Here is a 25,212-nt window from a genome sequence, read left to right as displayed (position 1 = left end):
CAAGCTAGCACGCACGCATGACAACGGCGTGTCATCCATGGCCGGATGTCTTCCTTTCGTCCCCGCGCCATCATCAATCTGACATGGAGCAGCGCGAAAATCGCGCGGCTGTACAAAAAAAAACCGCCTCGCAAATAACGAAACAGGAAACTCCATGCGCCGAGCCTTGAGACTTTATCCCCTTGCAGCGGTGGCCGCCGCTGCCATGGCCGCCTGCGGCGGCAGCGACTCCGGCAGCGGGAGCGCCGTCACCACCTCGGGCGTGGTGACCGGCAGCTACTTTGAGCACGCCAAGGTCTGCATTGATGCCAACAGCAATGGCAAGTGCGATAGCACCGAGACCAGCACCTACACCGACAAGAACGGCGCCTTTACGCTGACCGGCCAGGGCGCGATCGCCGCCGAGATCGGCAGCGACGCCTTCCGCAACGATGACGCCGGCGGCCACGCGGCCGTGACGCGCCCGCTGGTGTTCCGCGCACCGGCCAGCGCCAACGGCGTGATCAGCGCCATCACGACCGAGCTGGTCGCGATCATGGAGTCCAACGGCGGCGACCTCAACGCGGCCAAGGCACGCCTGGCCACCCGCATCGGCGTGACGGCGGACAAGCTGCTGGCCGACCACAACAAGGAAACCGACAAGACCGTCAAGGCAACCCTGCAGGCAGAGATCGACCAGACCATCGACCTGATCGCGGACTCGGTCGCCGGCGGCGGCGACATCGCCCAGACACTGCGCGACGGCGTGGCAAAGCGCGTCGCCCTCGACAACATCAAGACCGTGGTGGTGATCTATGCCGAGAACCGCGGCTTCGACAACCTCTACGGCCTGTTCCCGGGCGCCAACGGCGTTCCCGGCGTGAACCCCACCTCGACCGGCACCGTCGAGCCGCAGAAGGACTTCGACGGCTCCGCGCTGCCGGTGCTGCCGCCGACCTGGGGCGGGCTCACCGCGGCAGGGCAAACCGTGCAGCTGCCGCAGGCCAGCACCGCCAACTGGGCAAACAAGCCGTTCCAGATCGATATCCCGGCCGGCGTCAACGGCACCGGTGTGGTGGTTTCGCAATCGGTCACCACGCGCGACCTCGTGCATCGCTTCTATAACAACCAGATGCAGATCAACGGCGGCAAGAACGACAAATACGCCGCGTTCTCCGACGCCGGCGGCCTGTCGATGGGCTACTACGACGGCAGCAATATGGCGATGTGGCAACTCGCCAAGCAGTACGTGCTGGCCGACAACTTCTACATGGGTGCCTTTGGCGGCTCGTTCCTGAACCACCAGTACCTGATCTGCGCCTGCGCGCCGCAGTACCCGAACGCCGACGCGGCCACCTCGCCGGCCAAGGCCTCGATCTCGGCGATCGATGTCGACGCCAACGGCAACTTCGTCCGCCTGACCCCGGGCACCGGCAATCCCACCTCCGTGCTCTCCGGCAAGGCCGTGTACCAGAACGACAGCACGCTGACGCCGAAGGATGCCAGCGGCATGTTCTACGCCGTCAACACCATGCAGCCGGACTACCAGCCGAGCGGCAACAAGCCCGCCACCACCGATACCACGGGCCTCTACGCCGACCCCACCAAGGCAACCACGCTGCCGCCGCAGACCCAGACCACCATCGGCGACCTGCTGAACGCACGCGGCGTGAGCTGGGCCTGGTACGCCGGCGCCTGGGCCAAGGCCACGCAGGACCCGACCGCCATCTACAACAACACGGTGCCCAACTTCCAGCCACACCACCAGCCGTTCAACTACTACGCCAACTTCGACCCGGTCAGCCAGGCCGCCAACCGCAGCGCGCACCTGAAGGACTTCGACAGCCAGTTCCTGCAGGACGCCGCCGCCGGCAACCTGCCCGCGGTCGCGTTCTACAAGCCGCAAGGCAACCTGAACCAGCACCCCGGCTATGCCAACGTGACCGACGGCGACGCCCATATCGCCAGCGTGATCGCGCAGCTGCAAAAGAGCCCGCAGTGGAAGAACATGCTGATCCTCGTCACCTACGACGAGAACGGCGGCTTCTACGACCACGCGCAAGTGCCCACCGGCGACCGTTGGGGCCCGGGCACGCGCATCCCGGCGATCCTGGTGTCGCCGTACGTGAAGAAGGGCTTTGTCGACCACACGCAATACGACACGGCCTCGGCCCTGCGCTTCATCACCCGCCGCTTTGTCCTGCCGACCCTGCCGGGCCTGCAGCAACGCGATACCGCCCTGCTCGCCAACAAGGGCAAGGCCATGGGCGACCTGACCAACGCGCTGGACTTCACGGCCATGGCGCACTGAAAGCGCTACAGCGTCGTCATAGCAGCGGCGCTGGCCCATCCGTCGGCGCCTTTCCAGACCGCCGGTTAGCTCCCCTCTCCCACTTGTGGGAGAGGGAGAGACAGCCGTCGTCATGACGCGCGGTGTCGGCCCATCCGTCGGCTTCGACTGATGCGTCAGGTTTGCCCTCAGCTCTCATCCTTCGGCATCTGCGACACGATGAACTCGTGCTCCGCCGTGTTCAACGTCGACACCCGCCACTCCACCGGCTGCCGGTGGTAGGAAAACGCCACGCGGTGAATGCGCATCAGCGGCGCGCCCGGCTCCACGCCGAGCAATGCCTGCTCCCGCTCCGTGGCCAGCACCGAGCGCAACCGCTCCTCGGTCTGGATCACGTTGACGCCGAACGCTTCCTGGTAGAAGTTGTACAAGGTGTTGGGCCGGCCACGTAACTGCGCCTCAGTGAGCCCGGCAAACAGCCGTTCCGGCAGCACGATGTCGTCGATCATCACCGGCCGCTCATCCAGCGACAGCACGTTGGTCAGCTGAAACGCGCGCGCGCCGGCCTCCAGCCCAAGCAGCGTGCACACGCTCTTGTCGGCCTTGATCTTGCGGAACGACTCCAGCTCCACGGTCGGGTAGCCGCGGTGGCCGTCCAGGTGGGCCACCTTGAAGAAGCGGAAGAAATGATCGTCGCGCCGGTGCGTGGCCACGAAGGTGCCCCTCCCCTGGTGCCGGATCAGCAGGTTTTCCGCCACCAGTTCGTCGATGGCCTTGCGCAGCGTACCGATCGACACGCCAAAGCGTTCGGTCAGCTTTTTTTCCGACGGTATCGCCTCGCCGGGCTTCCATTCGCCATCGGCCAGCGCCTGCAATGCATGCCGTTTCACGTCCTTGTACAGGACGCCGCCCGGCGGAGGGATCTCTCGTAGGTTACTCATGGCTTGGCACTCTTTCTGAATGACTGCAATGTACCAGAGATTCACTCATCCAACTCATACATATGACATAGTTGACATGAAGGAATTCAGAACCTATTCTTTGTTCCATCGGTTGCCGCTCACCGCATGCTGCGCCGTAACAAAAACCCAAGGAGGAGCAATGATTCACGTAGTGCTGCACGATGCAAAAGACACGGTCGCCGTAGCGGTGGCCGAGGGGATCGAGGCCGGGACCGAGCTGAACGCCTGGATCATGGACGAGGACAAGGTCATCACGGTGGTTGCCAAGCAGCCCATTCCGATTGGCCACAAGGTCGCGCTGCGCGACATGGAAGTGGGCCAGACCGTCTTCAAGTACGGCATCGACATCGGCAAGGTGGTTGCGCCCATCACGGCCGGCGACCACGCCCACGTCCACAACATCAAGACCAAGCGCTGGTAAGCCGCGCCGCGCCCCGTCCCCCAATACCCCACACCGAGAAAACATCCATGTCCGTCATCGACAACCAGACCACCTTCCGAGGCTATCGCCGCGACAACGGCCGCGTCGGCGTGCGCAACCACGTCATCATCCTGCCGCTGGACGACCTCTCCAACGCCGCTGCCGAAGCCGTTGCCGTCGCCATCAAGGGCACGATGGCGATCCCGCACCCATACGGCCGCCTGCAGTTCGGCCCCGACCTCGACCTGCACTTTCGCACCCTGATCGGCGCGGGCAGCAACCCCAACGTGGCGGCGGTGGTGGTGATCGGCATCGAGGATGGCTGGACCAAGAAGGTGGTGGACGGCATCGCCAAGACCGGCAAGCCGGTGGTGGGCTTCGGCATCGAAGGCCACGGCGACCACGACACCATCATGCGAGCCTCCAAGGCCGCCAAGGAATTCGTGCAGTACGCCACCGCCCTGCAGCGCGTGGAATGCCCGATCAGCGACCTGTGGATCTCGACCAAGTGCGGCGAATCCGACACCACCTCCGGCTGCGGCGCCAACCCGACCGTGGGCAACGCCTTCGACAAGCTGCATCCGCTGGGCACCACGCTGGTGTTCGGCGAGACCTCGGAACTCACCGGCGGCGAGCATATCGTGGCCGCGCGCTGCGCCAACGACAAGGTGCGCGACGACTTCATGACGATGTTCAACCGCTACCAGGGCATGATCGACCGCTGGAAGACCACCGACCTGTCCGAATCGCAGCCGACCAAGGGCAATATCGCCGGCGGCTTGACCACCATCGAGGAAAAGGCGCTCGGCAACATCCAGAAGATCGGCAAGAAATGCACCGTCGACGGCGTGCTGGACAAAGCCGAAGAGCCGACCGGCCCCGGCCTGTGGTTCATGGACTCGTCCTCGGCCGCGGCTGAAATGGTCACGCTGTGCGCGGCATCGGGCTATGTCGTGCACTTCTTCCCGACCGGCCAGGGCAACGTCATCGGCAACCCGATCGTGCCGGTCATCAAGCTGTGCGCCAATCCGCGCACCGTGCGCCTGATGAGCGAGCATATGGACGTGGACTGCTCGGGCCTGCTGCAGCGCGAGCAGACGCTGGACCAGACCGGCGACAAGCTGCTCGAATGCATGATGGCCACCATCAACGGCCGCTGGACCGCCGCGGAAGCGCTGGGCCACCGCGAGTTCGTGCTCACGCGCATCCACGAGTCCGCCTGATGAAACAGGTCTGCATCAGCGAGTTCATGGACGCCGATGCCGTGGCGGAGCTGGACGCTTGCGTCCGGCTGCGCTACGAGCCAGCCTGGGTGGACCAGCGCGATGCCCTGCTCGGCGCCCTGGCGCAGACCGATGCGCTGATCGTGCGCAACCGCACCCGGGTCGATGCCGAACTGCTCGACGCCGCGCCCGCGCTGCGGGTGGTCGGCCGGCTTGGGGTGGGACTGGACAATATCGACGTCAAGTCCTGCGAGGCGCGTGGCATCCGTGTGATTCCGGCCACCGGCGCCAACGCGCGCTCGGTGGCCGAGTATGTGGTCACGACCGCGCTGATGCTGTTGCGCGGCGCCTATCAGAGCGGCGCCGCCATGGTGGCGGGAAAGTGGCCGCGCGCGCGCCTGTCGGAGGGGCATGAGGCTCTGGGCAAGACGCTCGGCCTGGTCGGCTTTGGCGATATCGGCCGGCTGACCGCGCGGCTTGCGCAGGCGCTGGGCATGCAGGTGGTGGCGCACGATCCGGCACTGCCGGCCGATCATCCAGTGTGGCACGAAACCGGCGTGGCGCCGATGAGTCTGGAAGCACTCCTGGCCAGCGCGGATGCGGTGAGCCTGCATGTGCCGCTGGTGCCGGCCACGCGCCATCTCATCAATGCGGAGCGCCTGAGCAGCATGAAGCGCGGCGCGGTTCTTATCAACACCGCGCGCGGCGGCGTGGTCGACGAGACCGCACTGGCCGCGGCGTTGCACCAGGGATCGCTGGCGGGCGCCGCGCTCGATGTCTTTGAAGCGGAACCGCTAGGTGCGGGCGGTATCCTGGCGGACGCGCCGAACCTGGTGCTGACGCCGCATATCGCCGGCGTCAGTTTTGAGGCCAACGTGCGCGTTTCCATGATGATTGCGGACGCAGTCAAGAACGCATTGGGAGTGCAGAGATGACCGCCTTTCTGGCAGAAGAACTGGAACAACTCGCCGCGAACGCGCTGAGAAGCGCGGGTGCCAGCGCGGCGCAGGCAGGCCCCACCGCGCACGCGCTGGTGCAGGCCGACCTCGCCGGGCTGCCGTCGCACGGCGTATCGCGCGTGCCGATGTATGTGGCGCACCTGCGCCACCAGCGCGTGAACGGGGATGCCCAGCCCACGGTGGCGCGACAGACGCCCGGCACCACGCTGATCGACGCGCAAGCGGGCTTCGCCTTTCCCGCCTGCGCGCAGGCGGTCTCGGCCGCCATCGCCAGCGCTCACGAATGCGGCATTGGCGCCGGCGTGGTGACCAACAGCCACCACTTCGGCGCTGCGGCCCTGCATCTGGACCCGGTGGCGCAAGCCGGCATGATCGGCATCGCGATGGGCAACTCACCGGCAGCGATGCCGGCCTGGGGCGGCCGCACGCCGCTGTTCGGCACCAATCCGATCGCGGCAGTGTTTCCTCGCAAGGACGCCGATCCGCTGGTCATCGACCTGTCGCTCTCGGAAGTCGCGCGCGGCAAGATCATGGTCGCCGCCCAGCAAGGCAAGCCCATCCCGCTGGGCTGGGCGCTCGATGCCGACGGCAACCCCACCACCGATGCGCAGGCGGCACTGCACGGTTCGATGCTGCCCGCGGGCGGCGTCAAGGGTGCGATGCTCGCCTTGCTGGTGGAGACGCTGATCGTGTCGCTGGCCGGCGCCCACTTCGGCGCGGAAGCCGACTCCTTCTTCGAGGACGCCGGCAACCAGCCACGCATCGGCCAGTTGTTCCTGGCCTTCAACCCAGGTAGCTTCGCAGGAGATGCCGCTTACCACGCCCGACTCGAAGCCCTGATCGCCGCCATGCTGTCGGACAGCGGCACCCGCCTGCCCGGCACGCGGCGCATCGACGCGCAGGCCAAGGCGCGCGAGCACGGCATCGAGATCCCCGAAGCCCTGGAAAAGGAGTTGCGCACGCTAGCCAAAGCCTGACTACAGCCTGACCGCACCGCATCCACGGCGCCCGCCAGAAGGCGCCGGTCCCACCAAAGGAGACACCATGCATTGCACCTTCCTCCGGCGCATAGCCGGCCCGTCGCTGCTTATGCTCACGCTGCTTGCCGGACCGGCCGCAGCCAGCAGCACACCTGCAGCCTTCCCGGCCAAGCCGGTCCGCTATGTCGTTCCGTTTGCCGCCGGAGGCCTCACAGATATCTCGGCGCGACAGGTCGGCCAGTACCTGGCCGAGGAATGGAAGCAGCCGGTGGTGGTGGAGAACAAGCCCGGCGGCAATGCGAATATCGGTGCCGAGCAGGTCGCCCGCGCCAGCGCCGACGGCTACACCTGGCTGGCGGTCACGCTGGCGCATTCGTCCAACGTCACGCTGTTTCCCCGCCTGCCATTCAATATGCAGAAGGACCTGGTGCCGGTGGCGCGCATCGCCTCGTCGCCGATGATGGTGGTGGTGCCTGCCAACTCGCCGATCAAGTCGCTGAAGGACCTGGCGGAAGCGGCGCATAAGGGCCGCCTGACCGCCGGCTCCAGCGGCAACGGCACGCCGCCGCACCTGGCGCTGGCACTGTTCGAACGACTCACCAAGACCACCATCACCCACGTGCCCTACAAGGGCGGCACGCAGTCCATGACCGACCTGATCGGCGGCCAGATCGACGTGGTGTTCTCCAACTTCCCTGAATCGCTGCAGAACGTCAAAGGTGGCAAGCTGCGCGCCCTGGCGGTGACGACGCGCGAGCGCCATCCGCTGATGCCGGATGTGCCGACGGTGGCCGAGGCCGGCTTTCCCGATCTCATCGTGGAGAACTGGACCGGCCTGATGATGCCCGCCGGCACGCCACAGGCCGTGATCGACAAGGTTGGCAACTCGGTGACCAGCTTGCTGGAGGTCAAGGGCGTGCGCGAGCGCATCATCGCCAGCGGATTCACGCCGGCACCGATGGCCAGCGCGGCGTTCACCACCTACTTCAATGGCGAAGTGGCACGCTGGGCCAAGCTGATCAAGGAACAGGACATTCACGCCGACTAAGACCCGCGGCGCTTGCGCCTTCGTCCTTCAGTCTTCAGTCTTCAGTCTCCATCGAGAGGCTGCACGCTCATCGCGTGCGGCCTCCGGCTGCCTGCCGCCGCGAATCGCACCGCTTTGCCGGAAGTATCCCTTGATGACATCCGTAAATGCCAGGCGCGCATGCGTCGTGCGTTCCAGCAAGCCAACGCGGCGCCGCACGTCGACACCGTCGAGCGGCACCAGGCGCAACAGCCTGTCGCCCTCCCAGGTGACGTTGGCCAGCTGCGGCACGATGGAAACGCCGAAGCCCTGCCGCACCAGTTCGATGATCGCCTCGTTCGAATTGAGTTGCATGCTCTCGTTCACGGTCACGCCGCACTGGTCCAGCACCTCCTGCACCAGGTTGCCGGTCCACGTGCCCGGCTCGAAGCGGATGAATGGCGCCTCGGCAAGCATCTCGCGGCTATCGTCGGGCAGGAAGAAATGCGGGTGGCGCGGCACCATCAGCACCATCGGCTCGGTATATAGCTCGGTCCACACCAGATTCCTTGCCAGCGGGCGCGGCGAGCGCGTGACCACCGCGGCATCCAGTTCGCCGTGTTCCACCTTGAGCGCAAAATCGGCCGAGAGGCCGGCGAAGAGCCGCACGTCCAGGCGCGGATGCTCCTGCTTGATCGCCCACAAGGCATCGGCGAACGCGCCCATCAGTACCGACACCAGGGCGCCGATCGCTACCGTTCCCGAGAGGCCGTCATCGCTTCCGCAGGCCAGTGCTTCGTATCGTTGCACCAGCGCCTCCAGCTCCGGCACCAGGCCGCGGCCGGCGGGATTGAGAATGGCCGCGCGCGCATTGCGGTCGAACAGCTGGCAGTTCAGGTCTTCTTCCAGCGCGCGGATCTGCAATCCGACCGCGGCGGGCGTCAGCCCGATCTGCTTGCCCGCCGCGGCAAACGTCCCGCACCGTGCCACAGCGAGGAACGTCTTGAGGGTGCGGATGGAAGGCATTGCGGCTCCGGGATGGCAGTGCGGGGGAAGCGGTCGCGCCAGGTCCGGCACGCGAGCAGGGAAAGGAATTCTTTATCTGGACAAGAGAATTACTAGCTTTTTGCTTGCCGCGCAATCCGGAACAATACGAGCGGACCGCCCGTATCGACAAGCGCCGCAGAGACCGCAGCGGCGCACCGAAAACTCTCCCCCAATCGACCCCATGACTACTCTCAACGTTCGTGTATGGCGCGGCAATGAGGACGGCGAATTCGTCTCCTACCAGGTGCCGCGCAACGCCAGCCAGACGGTACTGGACGTGGTGACCTACATCCAGCGTCACCTCGAGCCGGACCTCGGCTACCGCTTCGCCTGCCGCGTCGGCATGTGCGGCTCATGCGCGATGACCGTCAACGGCAAGGCGCGCTGGAGTTGCCGCACGCACGTCGCCAAGGTCGTGCAGGGCGGCGCACTCGAGATCGCCCCGCTGTCGAACCTGCCTGTCATCAAGGACCTCGCCACCGACATGACGGCCTTCTTCGACAAATGGGCCGCCGCCAAGGGGCAGTTCAAGGGCGCTGCCACGCGCCACGATGCATTCGCCAGCGTCGAGCCCGCCTCCCCCGCGCGCAAGGCCGCGGATGCCGGTATCGAGTGCATCGGCTGCGGCGTCTGCTACGCCTCTTGCGATGTGGTCGGCTGGCGTCCCGATTATCTCGGTCCGGCCGCGATGAACCGCGCGTGGACGCTGGTCAACGATGTGCGCGACGTGGTGGGCACCGAACGCCTGCGCGCCGTTGCCGGCGACGCCGGCTGCCACAGCTGCCATACGCAGGGCTCCTGCACGGAGCGTTGCCCCAAGCAGCTTGCGCCGACGGCGGGCATCGCCGGGCTCAAGCGCATTGTCGCCAAGGCCGCCATCAAGGGGGAGCTATGAACAAAGCCATATCGGTCGGTACCCAGGCCAGGCTGTGGTACTGGCAGCGCATCAGCGCCATGGTGCTGGCGCTGTGCGTAGTGGGGCATCTCATCGTCATCATGGTCGCCGTGCGCGGTGGACTCTCCGGCGCCGAGGTGCTGGCACGCACGCGTGGCAACTGGGCCTTCGGCGTCTTCTACGCCTGCTTCGTGCTGGCCTGCGCGGTGCATGTGCCGATCGGCCTGATGCGGGTCGCAGAGGAATGGCTGGCATGGCGTGCGCGCAGCGTGGTGACGGCGGCATGGCTGTTTGCCGCCGTGCTGGGCTTGGCCGGCCTGCGCGCCGTCTACGCGGTGGTGATGCCATGAAGAGAAACAAGAGAAACGACATGCGCGCGCGCAACCATGCCGCCTATTGGGCCTTCCTGATCCACCGGCTTTCCGGCCTCGCGCTGGCGCTGTTCCTGCCAGTGCATTTCTGGGCGCTCGGCCATGCCATCCGGGGCGAGGCGGCGCTCGACGGCTTCCTGAAACTCACCGACAACCCGCTGTTCAAGGCCGCCGAGTGGGGACTGGTGATCCTGCTCTCGCTGCACATGATGGGCGGCATCCGGCTCCTGCTGATCGAGTTCCGGCCGTGGACGGGCCTGCGCAAGGACTGGGTCGCATTCAGTCTCGGTGCCGGGCTGTGCACCGGGCTGGCTTTCATGCTCTCGCTGTTTTCGTAGGTTCGCAACGATGAGCGTCGCCGGCTGAAGCGGCGCCATTCCCACAACACCAAAGGAGACCACCATGACACCTTCCCCGAAGTCCGCCAGCCGCAGGCGCTGCCTTGCCCTCTGCCTCGGCGCAGCTGCCGTGCTCGCAGCCGGCGCCGCGCAGGCGGATCCATGGCCGACTCGCCCGGTCACGATGATCGTCCCGTTCGCCGCAGGCGGCAGCACGGATGTACTCGGCCGCGTGATCGGGCAGAAGCTGAGCGAGATGTGGAAGCAGACCGTGGTGGTCGAGAACCGTTTGGGCGCGGGCGGTGCCGTCGGTGCGCAGGTCACCGCCAAGGCGGCGGCCGACGGCTATACGATGATGCTGGCCTCGGGCAGCATGTTTACCGTCAACCCGTTCATCTACCAGCGTCTTCCCTACAGCGCAAAGGACTTCACCTTTATCACCAACGTGGCCAGCGGCCCGATGCTGGTCGTCGTCAATCCCGGTGTTCCCGCCAGGAACCTGAAGGAGCTGATCAGCCTGGCGAAGTCCCAGCCGGGCAAGCTCAACTTCGGCTCCGCCGGCACCGGCAGCCAGGTGCACATGGCGGGCGAGGCCTTTGCCGATGCCGCCGGCATCGACATCGCGCACGTGCCTTACAAGGGCGAATCGCTAGCCTACAACGACCTGATGGCGGGCCAGCTGCAACTGATGGTGGGCAACATCGCGGCGGCCTCGCAGTTCGTGAAGGGCGGCAAGCTACGCGCGCTCGCGGTCACCGGCACCGAGCGCTCGCCCATGCTGCCCGACGTGCCGACCGTGGCCGAGGCCGGCCTCACGGGCATGGAGGGCGTGACCGGCTGGTTCGGCTTCGTGATGCCGGCTGGCACGCCGCCGGCGATCGTCAGCAAGGTGCAGCAGGACACGGTCAAGGTGCTGGCGGATCCCGACACCCAGGCACGGCTGCTCGCACAGGGCATGAAGCCGGTCGGCAATACCCCGCAGCAACTGAGCGCGGCCATCGCCACGGAATCGGTGCGATGGGAAAAGATCGTCAAGAACCGCAACCTGACGGCCAACTGAGCGCCAGCCAGACACATCCAAGCCGAGCATCGAGGACAGGCATGAACATTGATCTCTCCCTACTGGAAGACGCGGCCAGGGAACTGTATATCCGCGCGCTGAAAATACTGCCGCCCGACGTCAAGGACGGCATCGCGCAACTGCAGGAGAACGAAACCTCCGCCACGGCACGTAGTGTCCTTGCCACCATGAGCAAGAACATCCGCGTCGCGGAGGAGACCGACAACCTGCTGTGCCAGGACACCGGCGTGCCCATCTACAACATGACGATCGGCACTGGCATCGCGGTCGACGGGCATGCCTTCAAGCAGGCCATCCGCCGCGGCTGCGAGCGCGCCACGTGCGAGCACCCGCTGCGGTCTTCCGTGGTGCATCCGCTGACCCGCAAGAACAACCACACGTCTTGCGGCATCGAGGTGCCGGTGATCCACATCGACTTCGACGACACGCCCGGGCGCATGACGCTGGAGATGGTGCCCAAGGGCAGCGGCTCGGAGAACAACTCCTTTCTCAAGATGGCGATCCCCGCCGAAGGCATGGATGCCATCAAGACCTTCGTCATCGACAGCGTGATCGCCGCCGGCGGCAAGACCTGCCCGCCGACCATCGTCGGCGTGGGCCTGGGCGGCACCTCGGACCTGTGCGTGGCGCTGGCCAAGCGCGCCGCCACGCGCGCGCTCGGCACGCAATGCGCCGACCCCGACGGCGCCGCGCTGGAAGCGGAGCTGTCGCGCGCCGTGAACCAGCTCGGGGTCGGCCCGCAGGGCCTGGGCGGCGATGCGACTGCCTTCGCGGTGCATATCGAGCTGGCCTCGACGCATATCACGATGAACCCCATTGCCGTCAACATGCAGTGCCATTCCGCGCGGCGCGCAAGTGCCACCTTCACTGCTGGCGGCATCAGCTACGGATTCTGACCATGGCGCACTACGAACTCTCCACGCCCGTGACGGAGGCACAGATCCGTCAACTGCGCGTCAACGACACCGTGACCTTGCAGCAGACGCTGTTCGGCATCCGCGACGCCACGCAGATCCATATGTTCGACCGCGGCCGCAAGACGCGCTTCGATCTCTGCGGCCATGCGGTGATCCACACCGCGCCCAATGTGCGCAAGGTGCCCGCCAGCGCCGAGCATCCCGCCGGCTACCAGCCGGTCTGCATCGGCACCACCACCTCCGACCGCATGGAGCGCTTCACCCGCCCGCTGATGACGCAGAACGGCGTACGCATGATCGTCGGCAAAGGCGGCATGCGCGAAGGCTCGCTGGAGGCATTCCAGGAACTGGGCGGCGTGTACCTGGCGATCATCGGCGGCACGGCCGCGCTGGAGACCACGTGGATCGAGCAGATCGAGGACGTGGATCTGGACGACCTCAATCCCGAATCGCTGTGGCGCTTGCGTATCCGCGATTTCGGCCCGCTGCTGGTGGCCATGGACAGCCACGGCAACAGCCTTTACACGGCTGTCAAACAGAACACCGCCGACCAGCGCGCCGCCGTGCTGGCCAGCCTGGGAGTGGCAAAGCCATGAAGACCATCAAGCGACTGCAGACCGACGTGCTGATCCTCGGCTCCGGCGGCGCCGGCCTGTTCGCCGCGCTGCATGCGCACCAGCAGGCGCCGGAACTGTCCATCACCGTGGCCGTGAAGGGGCTGCTTGGCAAGTGCGGCTGCACCCGCATGGTCCAGGGCGGCTACAACGTGGCGCTGGCGCAGGGCGATTCGGTCGAGCGCCATTTCATGGACACCGTGGAAGGCAGCAAGTGGCTGTCCGACCAGGAACTGGCGTGGACGCTGGTCACCAAGGCGGTCGAGCGCATCCACGAACTCGAGAACGAACTGGGTTGTTTCTTCGACCGCAACCCGGACGGCACGGTCCACCAGAAGGCCTTCGCCGGGCAGACCTTCGACCGCACCGTGCACAAGGGCGACCTGACCGGCATCGAGATCATCAACCGCCTGGCCGAGCAGGTCTGGAGCCGCGGCATCAACCGGCTGGAAGAACACCGCGCGGTCGAGCTGATCAGGACGCCGGATGGCAGGTCACTGTCCGGCGTGCTGATGATCGACATGCGCAGCGGCGAATTCGTGTTCGTGCAGGCCAAGGCCGTGCTGCTGGCCACCGGCGGCGGGCCGACCATGTACAAGTTCCACACCCCCTCGGGCGACAAGAGCTGCGACGGCCTGGCGATGGCGCTGCGCGCCGGCCTGCCCCTGCGCGATATGGAGATGGTGCAGTTCCACCCCACCGGACTGCTGGCGGGCAAGGACACGCGCATGACCGGCACCGTGCTGGAAGAGGGCTTGCGCGGCGCCGGCGGCTACCTGCTCAACGGCGACAAGGAACGCTTCATGCACAACTACGATCCGCGCGGCGAACGCGCCACGCGCGACATCGTGTCGCGCGGCATCTATGCCGAGATGCGCGCGGGCCGGACTTCGCCCAATGGCGGCGTGTATATCCAGATGGGGCACCTCGGCCCTGACAAGGTGCGCAAGCAGTTCAAGGGCATGGTCGAGCGCTGTGGCGACTGCGGCTTCGACCTCGCCGGCGATCTCGTCGAGGTGGTGCCCACCGCGCACTACATGATGGGCGGCGTGCAGTTCCGTCCCGACTGCAGCACCGAGCTGCACGGCCTGTTTGCCGCCGGCGAAGACACGGGCGGCGTGCATGGCGCGAACCGCCTGGGTGGCAACGGCGTCGCCAACTCAACCGTGTTCGGCGGCATCGCCGGCGACAGCATGGCCGCCTGGACGCGGCGCAACAACACGCTGCGCGCGCCCGACGAAACCGCGATCGCCGCCGCCATCACTGCCATGGAGGCCCCGTTCGGCAAACAGGCAGGCAGTCTCGAACCGATCCGCGAGGCGCTGTTCGATTGCATGTGGGACCACGTTGGCATCATGCGCACGCGCGACGGCCTGATGCGGGCTCGCGAACGCCTGGCGGAACTGGAGCAGATGCTGAAGGCAACCGGCGTCGCCGATGGCCATCGCGCGTTCAACGTCACCTGGCACGACTGGATGAACCTGAGCAGCCTGATCGGCGTGAGCCAGGTCATCGTGGAAGCCGCCCTCTCCCGCGAGGATTCGCGCGGCGCGCATTTCCGCGAGGATTTCCCGGCCACGGGCGACCTGCCCGGGTCCAGCTTCACCGTGGTGCGCCAGCGCGACGGCATGCTGCAGCTGACCCGCTCTCCCGTGCAATTTACCCGCGTGGCTCCTGGTGAGACGATCCTGGAGGAGGCGGCCTGATGTAGTGCGCAGGTGGAGGAGACCCAATGAACAAGAAAAAGACATTACGCGCGGCGGCGCTCGCCGCGATGCTGCTCTGCGTCGGCAGCCTTGCATCAGCCGATAGCGCCCCCACACGGCCGATTACCGTTGTGGTGCCTTACAGCGCCGGCGGGGATGCGGACCTGTCAGCGCGCAACCTCTCCGCCGGGGTCAGGAACGTGACGGGCGAAACCCTGGTCGTCGTCAACAAGGCCGGGGCCGGCGGCGCCATCGGCTCGCAGTTCGTGCGCGACGCGAGGCCAAACGGGCAGACGCTGCTGCTCGGGCGCGTCGGCGCGCAGGCGATCCTGCCGGCGTTGCAGGCCGAACTGGGCTACAAGTGGAATGAATTCACGCTGCTTGGCCTGCTGGAGTTGAACCCGGTGGTCTGCGTGGTCAGGACGGCAACCGCCTACAAGACGCTGGACGACCTGCTCGCCGCCATCCGCAGCCAGCCCGGCAAGCTGAACTACAGCACCTCCGGCCCCGGCACGGTGCTGAACCTGACCACCCAGGCCTTGCTGCAATCGGCGCGGCTCGACAAACAGGCCGTGGCACAGGTCGCCTACAAGGGCGGCGGGGAGGCTACCGCGGCGGTGCTCTCCAGCGAGGTCGATTTCACCTGCAACAACTTGACCGCATTGATCGGCAACATCAAGGGCGGGAAACTGCGCGCGCTGGTGACCACCTCGCCGCAGCGCCTGCCGGACCTGCCCGACGTGCCGACCGCGAGCGAGACCGGCCATCCCCGGCTGGAAGCGCTCAACGGCTGGAGCGCCCTGTATGGCCCGCCGGGCATGGACCCGCGCCTGGTGGAAAAGTGGGCGACGGTGCTGCCGAAGGTCGCGAGCGATCCGCAGTGGAAGACCGGGGTCCTGACCATTGCCTCGATCCCCATGGTCATGTCGCCATCCGAGACGCACAAGTTTGTCGAAGCCCAGGTTGCGATGTACGAGCAACTGGGCAAGTCCCTCAACATCCAGCTCAAATAGGAACTCCAATGGCGAAGTCCCATCGCGGCGCCGATGCGCTGGCAGGCACGCTGGCCAAGGCCGGCGTCAGGCGCATATTCACCTTGTCGGGCAATCACATCATGCCGGTGTTCGACGCCTGCCTGGACGCGGAAATCGCGTTGATCCACACGCGGCATGAAGCCGCCACCGTGCACATGGCCGATGCGTGGTCGCGCATCACGGGCGAAGTCGGCCTGGCGATGGTCACCGGCGGGCCCGGCCACGCCAACGCGGTATCCGCGCTCTACACCGCGCAGATGTCGGAGTCGCCGCTGGTGCTGCTGTCGGGCCATGCGCCGAACAGCCAGCGCGGCTTTGGAGCCTTCCAGGAAATGCGGCAGACCGAGATGGCCGCACCAGTCACCAAGGCGTCGTGGGCCAGCGCCAGCGCTGACACCGTTGCTGCCGATATCGCGCTGGCCATGCGCATCGCGCAATCCGGGCGGCCCGGCCCTGTGCACTTGAGCCTGCCCACCGATGCATTGGAGAATGCCGTGACCCGCGCCGGTGAACTTGCCTCGATCGCTACGCCGCAGGAAGCGCCTGCGTTCGATGCGCGGACGGCGTCCGAGGTGCTGGCGGCACTGGCAGCGGCAAGGCGCCCGCTGATCCTCGCCGGCCCCGCCTGGCTCACCGCGCGCGGGCGCAGCCGCACGGCGGAGCTGGAAGCGCGCACCGGCATTCCCGTCGTCGGCATGGAAAGCCCGCGTGGCAATCACGATCCGAGCCTTGGCGCGTTCGGGCAGATGCTGGCGCAAGCCGATTGCATATTGCTGCTGGGCAAGCGCCTCGACTTCACGCTGAAGTTCGGCCAGTCTCCCTCCTTCGCGGCCGACTGCAGCTTCCTGCAGATTGATGCGGACGATGCCGAGCTGGTGCGCAGCCGCCGTGCGGCTGGCGCCCGCTTGCAGCTTGCGCGGCGCGCGGACGTCGGCAGCGCCATCGCCCAGCTGATCGCCTGCGCGGCCGGCCGGGAGCAGCATGACGCATGGCTTGAGGATGTGAAGGCTGCCATCCGCTATCGTCCCGAAGCATGGAAGACCGCATCGTCGACGGGCGCGCTGCACCCGGTCCAGGTGTGCGGTCCCCTGCAGCCGGTCCTGGACAGTCATCCGGAGGCGGTGCTGATCTCTGACGGCGGCGAATTCGGGCAGTGGGCGCAAGCCTGCCTGCAAGCGCCGCACCGCGTCATCAACGGGCCGGCGGGTGCCATCGGCAGCGCCCTGCCAATGGCGCTGGCGGCGCGGGTGGCCAAGCCGGACGCGCCGGTCATCGCCATGATGGGCGATGGCACCACGGGCTTTCATATCGCCGAGTTCGACACGGCGGTCCGCTACGGCCTGCCCTTCGTCGCCGTGGTCGGCAACGACGCGCGCTGGAACGCCGAGTACCAGATCCAGCTCAACAGCTACGGCAAGGACAGGCTGGTGGGATGCGAACTGCTGCCCACGCGATACGACCAGGTCTGCGCGGCATTTGGCGGACACGGTGAATTCGTGCAGGCGCCGGAGCAGCTGTTGCCAGCCGTGCAGCGCGCCATCGCATCGGACCGGCCGGCCTGCGTCAATGTACAAATGGAAGGTCTGCCCGCGCCGGCCGTGGCACGCAAGTGAAAGGCGCGGCGCGCCGGGCCTTATCCCAGCGCGCTGCGATAAACCAGGCCGAAGCCGGCAGCGATCAGGATGGCCCATACGGCGCGGATGACCTTGGCCGGGGCGATACGCCGGTGCAGCCAGCCGCCCATGAAGTAACCGGCGATGGCGCACGGCATCAGCATCGCCGCCAGCGTGAAGATCGCGGCATTGGCATAGAGTCCCGCTACCGCGAAAAGGATCAGCCGGCCGAACGCCGTCAGCACGATCAGCGTGCTGGTAGTGGCCCGCAACCGCGCGGCGTCCCGCAACCGTCCTGCCAGGTAGATTGTGTACAGCGGGCCGCCGGTACCGAACATCGCGGTCAGCATGCCCCCTACTACGCCGAATGGCACCGACAGCCGCGGATCCAGCTCGCTGAAGCCGCGCTTGAACAGCAGGTTCCACGCGGAATACACCAACACGAACAAACCGAGCAACAGCAGCAGCGGACGCTCCGGCGCGAACATCAGCAGCGCCAGGCCCGAGATCATGCCCACCAGCACGCTCGGCATCAGCCTGCGCAACTCGCCCACATGCACGTGGCTACGGCTGCGCATGCCCAGCAGGGTTCCCGCGACAAGATCGAAGAACAGGATCATCGGCACCGCGGTGCGCAGCGGAACGATCTGCGTGAGCAGCGGCATCGCCATGATGGAAGAGCCGAAGCCGGTGAGCCCGAAGATCGTATAGGCCCACAGCACGATCGGCGCCAGGCAGGCGAGTTCGAGGGGAGTCAGCTGGGTCTGCGACAGCAGGGATTCGATCAGCAAGATGGGCGGGCAAGGAGCGATGCGAGGGCAGTCCCATCATAGGAGGCAACGCCCGGCCGAGTCAACTAACTCATTTATATGATTCGATGAAAACGGCAACAGACACGAGATGCCTATCGCCCGGCCGCGCGCGCGAGGCACAATACGGCGGTCTTACGGGCATGGAAAGCGGGAAAGGAACATGGAACTTCGGCAGCTGCGCTACTTCGTGCAAGTAGTGGAACTGGGCAGCATGGGGCAGGCAGCCCAGAAGCTGGGCGTGGTGACCTCGGCATTGAGCCAGCAGATCAGCCGGCTCGAAAGCGAGCTGTCGACCCGCCTGCTGCAAAGGACCTCGAGCGGGGTCGTGCCCACCGACGCGGGCCTGGCCTTCTGGCGGCAGGCGCAGCTGGCGATCCGCCACGCCGACGACGCCGTGCGCGCCGCGCAGTTGGCACGCCTGTCCGGCCATGTCAGCGTGGGCATGGCGCCGAGTACGATCGCCGTGCTCGGCTTGCCCTTCATGCTGGCCATGCGCGAGCGCTACCCAGATATCCGGCTGCATCTGGTCGAGAACCTGTCCGGCAACCTGGCGTCGATGATCGGCGCGCGGCAACTCGACCTCGCCGTGCTGTTCCAGGTCGAAGGTACCCAACGCTGGAGCGTGACGCCGCTGCTCGACGAACGGCTGTTCGTCATCGCCAAGGAGGGACTCCCCGGATTGCCAGTGGCTGCGCCCGTGCAGCTCGAACAGCTTGGCAACCTGCCGCTGATCCTGCCGAGCAGCCCCCACGGCTTGCGCGCCTTGCTCAATACCGCGTTTGCGCGCAGCCAGCATCCGCTCAACGTCATTGCCGAGATCGACGGCCTGGCGATGCTGATGGATGCGGTGCGCGCCGGCCTCGGCGCCACCATCCAGCCTGGCGCGGCGGTGGCCCGGCTGATCGGCGAGCCGCTGCGCATGATGGAAATCGCCGACAGCAGCAGCACCGGCACGGTCCATCGCCCCAACCTGCTGGTCAGTCTCTGCGACGACGAACTCTCCCCGGCCGGCCTGGCGGCCCGCACCGTGCTGGCCAGCGTGACCCGCGCACTGGTCGAGGACGGGCGCTGGCCCGGCGCCACTCTTCACAAAGCCTGAAGACCCCTTGCCGGAACGTGACTGGCGCCCGCCCGTGGCGCTACGTACAGTCTTGCCAGCAAAAAAAGTCTTGCCAGCAAAAAAACGCCCCGCCGACTACCAGAACGTTCCCGCAGGAGACAAGATGAAGTCCACCGCACGCCGCGCCGTGATCGCCGGCATCCTCGGCACCGCCCTCATGTCGGCGGGTGTCGTCGCATTCGCGGCGGACAATTGGCCAGCCAGGCCGATCTCGCTGGTCGTCCCGTTTGCCGCTGGCGGCACCACCGACATCATCGGCCGCACCATCGGCCAGAAGCTCGGTGAAGCGTTGCGCCAGCCGGTGGTGATCGACAACCGGCCCGGCGCCGGCGGCACGCTCGGCGCCGCCAATGTGGCAAGGGCGCAGGCCGATGGCTACACCTTCCTGCTTGCCACCGTGGCGCATACCATGGCGCCCGGCATCTACAAGACGCTCCCCTACGATTTCACCAAGGACCTCGACCCGGTCGGCATGGTCGCGCTGACACCCAACGTGCTGCTGGTCAACCAAATGATCCCGGCCAAGTCCGTGCCGGAACTGATCGCCTACATCAAGGCACATCCGGGCAAGGTCAACTACGGCTCCGCCGGCACCGGCAGCACCGAGCACCTCTCCGGCGAACTGTTCCGCGCGATGACGGGCACCGACATCGCCCACGTGCCCTACAAGGGCGGCGCCCCGATGATGACGGACCTGATCGCCGGGCAGATCCAGATGGCCATCGAAACCAGCCCCTCCGCCGCGCCCCACGTGCGCAGCGGCAAGGTGAAGGCGCTCGCCGTCACCACGGCGAAGCGGTCCACCGCCTATCCAGGCGTGCCAACGCTCGACGAAAGCGGCGTCAAGGGATTCGAGGTGACGACGTGGTACGCGCTGATGGCGCCGCGGGGCACGCCGCCCGCGGTCGAGCAGCGTGTCAGCGCGGAGCTGGCCAAGGTGTTGAAGCTGCCCGAGGTGCAGAAGCGCTTCGAGGAGCAAGGCGTGGCGGCGGGCGATATGACGCCGACGCAGTTGTCCGGGTTCATCCGTTCGGAAACTGCCAAGTGGACCAAGGTGGCCAAGGACTCCGGCGCCAGCATGGAATGAATGCCGTGCCGTTGCGGACCGCGCCAGACCCGCCCAGGCACTCACGATCGTAGCGAGCGCACCGCCGCCGCGATGTCGGCGGCGGTGTTGATCACTACCTGCTGATAGGCGGCTACAACGCCATCCACGCCTCCCGCCGCTGCCAGCTCCGCCCGCGTGTACCCCACCGTCACTTTGCCGTCGGGCAACCGGTGCACGGTCCAGTGGACGATGGCGCTGACACGTTCGTCGATGGCGGCATCGATCTGTACCACTTCGGCGCTGACGCGATAAAGTGGCTTCGCGCCGGGCCTGCCATGCTGGTACGTATCGACGGCGCCCAGGCTCACTTGCAAGCGTTGAGACAGCGCGTCGCGAAATTCGTCCGGGAGCGATGCCGACCAGCGATCTTGCTGCAACAGCTTGAGCCTGCCACTGCTGTTGCTCAGGACAAGATTGACCCGGTTGACGCGTTCCGGCACGCGAACGGGTGCCACTTCGATCCATACAGGCTCCGGTGCCTGGCCAGTCACCGGCATGGCCGCAGGACGAGCCTCCGCCGCCGGTGACAAGGTGTAATACCGCGCCTCGGACGAAGCGCAGCCGGCCAGCACAGCGGCGGCAGACACGATCACCAGCCCCGCAGCCAGTCGTGGCTGATTGATGCCTTTCATCATGGTGTCTCCTGATCCGTTTTGCCGCGCACCACGGCTTCCGGACGCCCTTCCAGATAGTCCGTCAAGGTGCGCAGCGAGATGGCGGTGCGCGTCAACTCCTGCATCATGCGGCGCGCGTCTTGTTGCATCGGCGCGTTTGCGTCGAGCGCGCCGTTGGCCATCTCCAGTGTCCTGTGTGCATCGCGCAGCGCGGTGGTGACTTGCGGGATCACATCGCCGTTGAACTGAGTCACCAGCTTGTCGGCATTGCTCAGCATCTTGTCCAGCGACGCCATCGTGGCCCGGAGGTCTTGGCCAATCTGATCAAACGGCACCTTATCCAGCTTGGAAACGATGTTGCCCAACTTGGTCTGCAGCTCGTCCAACGTCCCCGGTATGGTGGGGAGTTCGGGCACCGCGTTGTCCAGGCTTAGCTTTGCCGGTGGCGCGCCAGGGAAGAAATCAAACGCCACAAAGACCTGGCCGGTCAGCAGGTTGCCGGTGCGCAGCTGCGCCCGAAGGCCGCGCTTGTTCAGGACATCGGCGATGCCCCTGGCGTGGGGCTTATCCGCGAGATCACGCGCGGATAAGCCAATGCGGGACGGATATAACTCCACTACGACGGGCATGCGGAACGCTTTTTTGTCGCGCTGGTATTCGATGCCGATGGATCTCACCTGGCCCACGGCTATGCCGCGAAAGTCAACCGGAGCGCCGGGCGACAAGCCGCGCACGGACTGGTCGAAGTAGAGCACGGCCAGCGTAGGCGCAAGTTCGTCGGATGCCTTGAAGGCGTTGGCCTGGTCGCTGGCGAGCATGAACTGGGTGTTTTCTCCTGCCACGGCGGTGGCCTTGGCATCGTCCGGGGCCTGGAAGGCAACGCCACCGAGCAACATCGTGGCAAGCGACTGCGTGTTGAGCTTGAACCCACCCGAGTCGAGCTTGATATCGACGCCGCTGGCGTGCCAGAAGCGCGCATCCACGGTGACCATCTGGTCGTAAGGCTTGTTGATGAATACCCGCACGGATAGATCTCGGCCGTCGGGATTGAGCTGGTAGGCCACCACCTGTCCGACCTGCACGCGCCGGTAGTAGACCGGAGAGCCGATATCGAGTGAGCCAAGGTCGGCGGCGCGCAGCACGAATTGCTTGCCGGAGGCATCGGTGGTGACAACAGGCGGTGCTTCCAGTCCCGTGAAAGCGCGTCTGCGTACCTCCGACCTGCCGGCGTCCACGCCGATATAGGAGCCGGACACCAGCGTCTCCAGGCCCGAGATGCCGGACACGGCAATCCTCGGGCGCACCACCCAGAAGCGCGTATCGCTGGTCGAGAAGCTCTCGGCATCGCTAGTCAGCTCGATAGTGGCGACGACATGCGAGCGGTCCGGCGCCAGGCGCAGTGACTTGACAAGGCCGATATCCACGGCCTTGTAGCGCACCGGGGTCTTGCCGGGGATGAGTCCTTCGGCGGAGCGGAAACTCACGGTGATCGAAGGGCCGCGCTCGGCCAATGTGTGGATCAGCAATGACAGCGAGATCACGGCGGCGACAAGCGGAATCAGCCAGACGAGCGAGGGTACCCAGCGCCCGCGCTGCCGGCGCTCCGGCCCGGGCATCGGCGGCGACGGTGGCCACGTGGGAGAAGGCGGAAGGGGCACGGATGCCTCAAGGTCGGACATGTCTTGCATCCAGCGAATCCCACAGCAGGCGTGGGTCAAAACTCAGCGAAGCCATCATGGTGAGCACCACCACGGAGCCGAAGGCAATCGCCCCGCCTCCTGGAACAATGGTCGCTAGCGAACCCGCCCGTACCAGCGAAGCCAGCAGCGCGACCACGAAGATATCGAGCATCGACCAGCGACCAATCAGTTCAAGCAGGCCATAGAGGCGGGTCTGCTGGCGGATGCGCCAGCTTGAGCGCAATTGCACGGTGAGCAGCAATAGGGTAAGGATCGCCATCTTCAAGAGCGGCACGACGATGCTCGCAATCAGTACGATGATGGCGAGCAGATTGGCGCCCGACATCCACAGGTAGATGACGCCGGAGAAGATGGTGTCGCGCTGCGTGCCGAGGATGGATTGCGTCACCATCACTGGCAGCAGGTTGGCAGGGATATAGAGCATGTAGGCCGCCAGCAGGAAGGCCCATGTGCGGGTCAGGCTCCGCAGTTTGCGATGATGCAGGGTGGCGCCGCAGCGCGGGCAGGGTTCGCCCGCCAGATCGCGCGGGCTGAGCGCGGCGCAGGCGTGGCAAGACAGAAGACCCAGTGAGGCAGCCGTGTGTGCTGTGGCGGTTGGGATTCTCATCGTGGCGCATCCTCATCCAGGTACCGCCAGAGGTCGCGCGGGTCGAAGCAAAGCATCGCGGCGAGCACGATCATCAGTGCGGCGAACGACCACAGCGCGACGCCCGGCAGCACCTGGGCAACGGTCGAGAGCTTCACCAGCGTGACCAGCACGCCGATCATGAACACTTCGAGCATGCCCCACGGCCTGGCCTGCTGGACACCGCGGACAAGACGACCGAATCCCGGGGGCATGCGGCGCAGGGCCATCGGCACCAGCAGGCAGAGCATCATCAGCATTTCGGCAAAAGGAAACAGGATGGTGGTAGCGAACACCAGGATGGCCACCGGTGCCATCTGGCCGGTAGCGAGGGCCTGTATCGCGCCCCACAGCGAGGTCTCGATGCGCACGCCCTTGAGATCCATCTCGACGATGGGACAGGCGCTTGAGAGAATGAACAGGATCAGCGCGGTCACCACCAGCGGCAGCTGGCGCTGATAGGCGCGCTGACTCTCGCGATACAACAGACCGCCGCAGCGCAGGCACAGCGCGCGCTCGCCCTCGGCGAGATCAGCTTGCTGATGGACAGCGTCGCAATATTTGCAGGCGATCAAGTGCGGGATGCTCACTGGGTGAGCCGAAGCATCTCGCTTCACGAAGGGGGGCATTACGGTACCTCACGGGCGCAAAGCAGGTTCGAGCGTCGCAACGGCGAACACTACGTGTTGCCGTCAACTACGCTGACTACGGCATCGCAAGCCACTGCGCCATCTGACCGGCGATCCAGCCGCAGCCAATGCAGAGCGCCACCCATGCCGCGACAATGGCGGCACAGCTTCTGAGGTCCATGACTCAACTCCGGCTGGATGCCGCTTGCTGCTCAACTTAAGACCAGCCAGCAAGCGGGACACATGGCAGCGACGTGGTCACCGGAGTTGTTCTACGAGTGCATCCGCACCTTTATCGATGCCAGTCCTGGACGCAGTCAATGCGCCGAAATTGGCGACAACGTTCATGGCATTGGGGTATTGCTTGGTGATGTATGCCTTGAGAAGCCGGTTGCTCTGCGCATCGAAAATCTCGACGGCGTAGATGACATAGCCAGTCATCGCGCCCTCTCGCCCCCGGATCGCCTGCACCCCGTTATAGAGCCCACCGGCAATGTCGAAGCGCAACAATGGCCCGAGAACAGGTGTAGTGGTATTCGCACCGGTCAGGGTCAGCTTCAGGCGCAACGTGTCCCGGGCCGGGCTGTTCACTACAGCAAAGCGGGTTTTAAGTTTTTCGGAAAATTGCGACTGCATGTAGCTCGCAAGCGCGGCTTTGTCTTCAGCGGACATATCTTCGAACTGATGGTCCCTGCCTTTGTAGATTTCAACCGGGTCAACGATGATCGAAGTGTATTTGCGCCAGTCCACCGTCGTCGCATAGCTATACGGAATACGCTCGGCTTCCTCTTTGGCGTTGGTTGTCAGCACGGTTGACGATGAGATGCCGGAATAGGCCACGGGCTTTGTGCTCGCGCAACCTGTCATGACCACGGCAAGTACTGCCATCACCAGAAGTCGGTTCGTTGTGTTGGAGGCGAGCATTTGAAATCCCTTCGTTGATTTGCCCAGCGGACAGCGTTCGCTATTGAACGGAGGTCGGAGGCCATTTGGTGGGTGAGCCATGCTTGCGAATCCAAGCACTGGTCGACTCTGGTTCTATTCCCTGGACTGTGAAGCAGCGCCGCTGCAAACAGGCGCACGAATCCACAGCGCCAAAAGGCGCCAATGTTTCGCGTTATCCATGGAAGAGCAGGACTCTGACGTAACGAGCGCTGCCTTGGGACGC

Annotated in this window: 25 protein-coding genes; 17 read left to right on the top strand and 8 right to left on the bottom strand. The window is 65.8% G+C overall.

Annotation, left to right across the window (positions count from 1 at the left end; all coding sequences use genetic code 11):
- Positions 1 to 154 precede the first annotated feature (154 nt).
- Positions 155 to 2,290 (top strand): acid phosphatase, encoded by a 2,136-nt coding sequence (gene acpA / locus ACYP5B_RS21590; RefSeq protein WP_400096260.1) that lies wholly within the window; start codon positions 155 to 157, stop codon positions 2,288 to 2,290.
- A gap of 167 nt (positions 2,291 to 2,457) precedes the next feature.
- On the opposite strand, the gene ACYP5B_RS21585 is transcribed toward acpA, so the two are convergent.
- The gene (locus ACYP5B_RS21585; RefSeq protein WP_318231558.1) at positions 2,458 to 3,210 is read right to left on the bottom strand and encodes a GntR family transcriptional regulator; all 753 of its coding nucleotides are present in this window, start codon (positions 3,208 to 3,210) and stop codon (positions 2,458 to 2,460) included.
- Positions 3,211 to 3,370: 160 nt separating this feature from the next.
- Between ACYP5B_RS21585 and ACYP5B_RS21580 the strand changes: the two genes are divergently transcribed.
- From ACYP5B_RS21580 to ACYP5B_RS21560, 5 genes are all read left to right on the top strand, one after another.
- On the top strand, positions 3,371 to 3,652 hold the full coding sequence (locus ACYP5B_RS21580; RefSeq protein ID WP_459571018.1) for a UxaA family hydrolase: 282 nt from the start codon (positions 3,371 to 3,373) through the stop codon (positions 3,650 to 3,652).
- A 47-nt stretch (positions 3,653 to 3,699) separates the two neighbouring features.
- Positions 3,700 to 4,875, top strand: coding sequence for a UxaA family hydrolase (locus tag ACYP5B_RS21575; RefSeq protein ID WP_400096259.1), 1,176 nt, complete (start codon positions 3,700 to 3,702; stop codon positions 4,873 to 4,875).
- Positions 4,875 to 5,810, top strand: coding sequence for a hydroxyacid dehydrogenase (locus ACYP5B_RS21570; RefSeq protein ID WP_459571017.1), 936 nt, complete (start codon positions 4,875 to 4,877; stop codon positions 5,808 to 5,810). Before ACYP5B_RS21575 ends, ACYP5B_RS21570 begins: the two co-directional genes overlap by 1 nt.
- A complete protein-coding gene (locus ACYP5B_RS21565) occupies positions 5,807 to 6,811 on the top strand; it encodes an Ldh family oxidoreductase (RefSeq protein ID WP_459571016.1) in 1,005 nt (334 codons plus the stop codon). The genes ACYP5B_RS21570 and ACYP5B_RS21565 overlap by 4 nt, the downstream gene beginning before the upstream one ends.
- A 67-nt stretch (positions 6,812 to 6,878) precedes the next feature.
- Positions 6,879 to 7,862 carry a Bug family tripartite tricarboxylate transporter substrate binding protein gene (locus tag ACYP5B_RS21560; RefSeq protein ID WP_400096257.1) on the top strand — a complete coding sequence of 328 codons (984 nt, stop codon included), beginning with the start codon at positions 6,879 to 6,881 and terminating at the stop codon, positions 7,860 to 7,862.
- A 27-nt stretch (positions 7,863 to 7,889) separates the two neighbouring features.
- Here ACYP5B_RS21560 and ACYP5B_RS21555 read toward each other — a convergent pair whose 3' ends face one another.
- Positions 7,890 to 8,846, bottom strand: coding sequence for a LysR family transcriptional regulator (locus ACYP5B_RS21555; protein ID WP_459571015.1), 957 nt, complete (start codon positions 8,844 to 8,846; stop codon positions 7,890 to 7,892).
- A gap of 202 nt (positions 8,847 to 9,048) precedes the next feature.
- Here ACYP5B_RS21555 and ACYP5B_RS21550 point away from each other — a divergent pair, with 202 nt between their 5' ends.
- The 9 genes from ACYP5B_RS21550 (at position 9,049) to ACYP5B_RS21510 (ending at position 17,436) form a co-directional block, all read left to right on the top strand.
- Positions 9,049 to 9,762, top strand: a complete 714-nt coding sequence (locus ACYP5B_RS21550; protein WP_318231563.1) for a succinate dehydrogenase/fumarate reductase iron-sulfur subunit — start codon at positions 9,049 to 9,051, stop codon at positions 9,760 to 9,762.
- Positions 9,759 to 10,112 carry a succinate dehydrogenase gene (locus tag ACYP5B_RS21545; protein ID WP_267605445.1) on the top strand — a complete coding sequence of 118 codons (354 nt, stop codon included), beginning with the start codon at positions 9,759 to 9,761 and terminating at the stop codon, positions 10,110 to 10,112. The genes ACYP5B_RS21550 and ACYP5B_RS21545 overlap by 4 nt, the downstream gene beginning before the upstream one ends.
- Positions 10,113 to 10,132: 20 nt before the next feature.
- On the top strand, positions 10,133 to 10,471 hold the full coding sequence (sdhC, locus tag ACYP5B_RS21540) for a succinate dehydrogenase, cytochrome b556 subunit (protein ID WP_400096255.1): 339 nt from the start codon (positions 10,133 to 10,135) through the stop codon (positions 10,469 to 10,471).
- A 64-nt stretch (positions 10,472 to 10,535) separates the two neighbouring features.
- Complete coding sequence (locus ACYP5B_RS21535; protein WP_400096254.1) at positions 10,536 to 11,531, top strand: tripartite tricarboxylate transporter substrate binding protein; 996 nt, start codon at positions 10,536 to 10,538, stop codon at positions 11,529 to 11,531.
- 41 nt (positions 11,532 to 11,572) lie between these two features.
- Complete coding sequence (locus ACYP5B_RS21530) at positions 11,573 to 12,448, top strand: fumarate hydratase (RefSeq protein ID WP_459571014.1); 876 nt, start codon at positions 11,573 to 11,575, stop codon at positions 12,446 to 12,448.
- Between the two features lie 2 nt (positions 12,449 to 12,450).
- On the top strand, positions 12,451 to 13,065 hold the full coding sequence (locus ACYP5B_RS21525; RefSeq protein ID WP_318231567.1) for a FumA C-terminus/TtdB family hydratase beta subunit: 615 nt from the start codon (positions 12,451 to 12,453) through the stop codon (positions 13,063 to 13,065).
- Positions 13,062 to 14,789, top strand: coding sequence for an L-aspartate oxidase (locus ACYP5B_RS21520; protein WP_459571013.1), 1,728 nt, complete (start codon positions 13,062 to 13,064; stop codon positions 14,787 to 14,789). The genes ACYP5B_RS21525 and ACYP5B_RS21520 overlap by 4 nt, the downstream gene beginning before the upstream one ends.
- A gap of 26 nt (positions 14,790 to 14,815) precedes the next feature.
- On the top strand, positions 14,816 to 15,802 hold the full coding sequence (locus ACYP5B_RS21515) for a Bug family tripartite tricarboxylate transporter substrate binding protein (RefSeq protein ID WP_459571012.1): 987 nt from the start codon (positions 14,816 to 14,818) through the stop codon (positions 15,800 to 15,802).
- 8 nt (positions 15,803 to 15,810) lie between these two features.
- Positions 15,811 to 17,436, top strand: a complete 1,626-nt coding sequence (locus tag ACYP5B_RS21510; RefSeq protein WP_459571011.1) for a thiamine pyrophosphate-binding protein — start codon at positions 15,811 to 15,813, stop codon at positions 17,434 to 17,436.
- A 20-nt stretch (positions 17,437 to 17,456) separates the two neighbouring features.
- Here the strand turns inward: ACYP5B_RS21510 and ACYP5B_RS21505 are convergent, their stop codons facing one another.
- On the bottom strand, positions 17,457 to 18,227 hold the full coding sequence (locus ACYP5B_RS21505) for a sulfite exporter TauE/SafE family protein (RefSeq protein ID WP_459571009.1): 771 nt from the start codon (positions 18,225 to 18,227) through the stop codon (positions 17,457 to 17,459).
- Between the two features lie 181 nt (positions 18,228 to 18,408).
- Between ACYP5B_RS21505 and ACYP5B_RS21500 the strand changes: the two genes are divergently transcribed.
- Positions 18,409 to 19,347: a LysR family transcriptional regulator gene (locus tag ACYP5B_RS21500; protein WP_267605436.1), complete on the top strand. Its 939-nt coding sequence runs from the start codon at positions 18,409 to 18,411 to the stop codon at positions 19,345 to 19,347.
- 124 nt (positions 19,348 to 19,471) lie between these two features.
- Positions 19,472 to 20,455, top strand: a complete 984-nt coding sequence (locus tag ACYP5B_RS21495; protein ID WP_459571008.1) for a Bug family tripartite tricarboxylate transporter substrate binding protein — start codon at positions 19,472 to 19,474, stop codon at positions 20,453 to 20,455.
- 41 nt (positions 20,456 to 20,496) lie between these two features.
- Here ACYP5B_RS21495 and ACYP5B_RS21490 read toward each other — a convergent pair whose 3' ends face one another.
- The 5 genes from ACYP5B_RS21490 to ACYP5B_RS21470 form a co-directional block, all read right to left on the bottom strand.
- Positions 20,497 to 21,111, bottom strand: a complete 615-nt coding sequence (locus ACYP5B_RS21490; protein WP_459571007.1) for a PqiC family protein — start codon at positions 21,109 to 21,111, stop codon at positions 20,497 to 20,499.
- Entirely contained in the window at positions 21,108 to 22,778 is a 1,671-nt protein-coding gene (locus tag ACYP5B_RS21485) for a PqiB family protein (RefSeq protein WP_459571006.1), read from the bottom strand. The genes ACYP5B_RS21490 and ACYP5B_RS21485 overlap by 4 nt, the downstream gene beginning before the upstream one ends.
- The gene (locus tag ACYP5B_RS21480) at positions 22,756 to 23,397 is read right to left on the bottom strand and encodes a paraquat-inducible protein A (RefSeq protein WP_459571005.1); all 642 of its coding nucleotides are present in this window, start codon (positions 23,395 to 23,397) and stop codon (positions 22,756 to 22,758) included. The genes ACYP5B_RS21485 and ACYP5B_RS21480 overlap by 23 nt, the downstream gene beginning before the upstream one ends.
- The gene (locus ACYP5B_RS21475; protein WP_400096243.1) at positions 23,394 to 24,044 is read right to left on the bottom strand and encodes a paraquat-inducible protein A; all 651 of its coding nucleotides are present in this window, start codon (positions 24,042 to 24,044) and stop codon (positions 23,394 to 23,396) included. Before ACYP5B_RS21475 ends, ACYP5B_RS21480 begins: the two co-directional genes overlap by 4 nt.
- A 258-nt stretch (positions 24,045 to 24,302) precedes the next feature.
- Positions 24,303 to 24,968 (bottom strand): DUF3313 domain-containing protein, encoded by a 666-nt coding sequence (locus ACYP5B_RS21470; RefSeq protein WP_459571004.1) that lies wholly within the window; start codon positions 24,966 to 24,968, stop codon positions 24,303 to 24,305.
- Positions 24,969 to 25,212: the final 244 nt, after the last annotated feature.

The organism is Cupriavidus sp. 8B (genome assembly GCF_054589115.1).
Note: the sequence above shows the minus strand (reverse complement) of the source record. Positions and strands in the feature narration are given on the sequence as shown.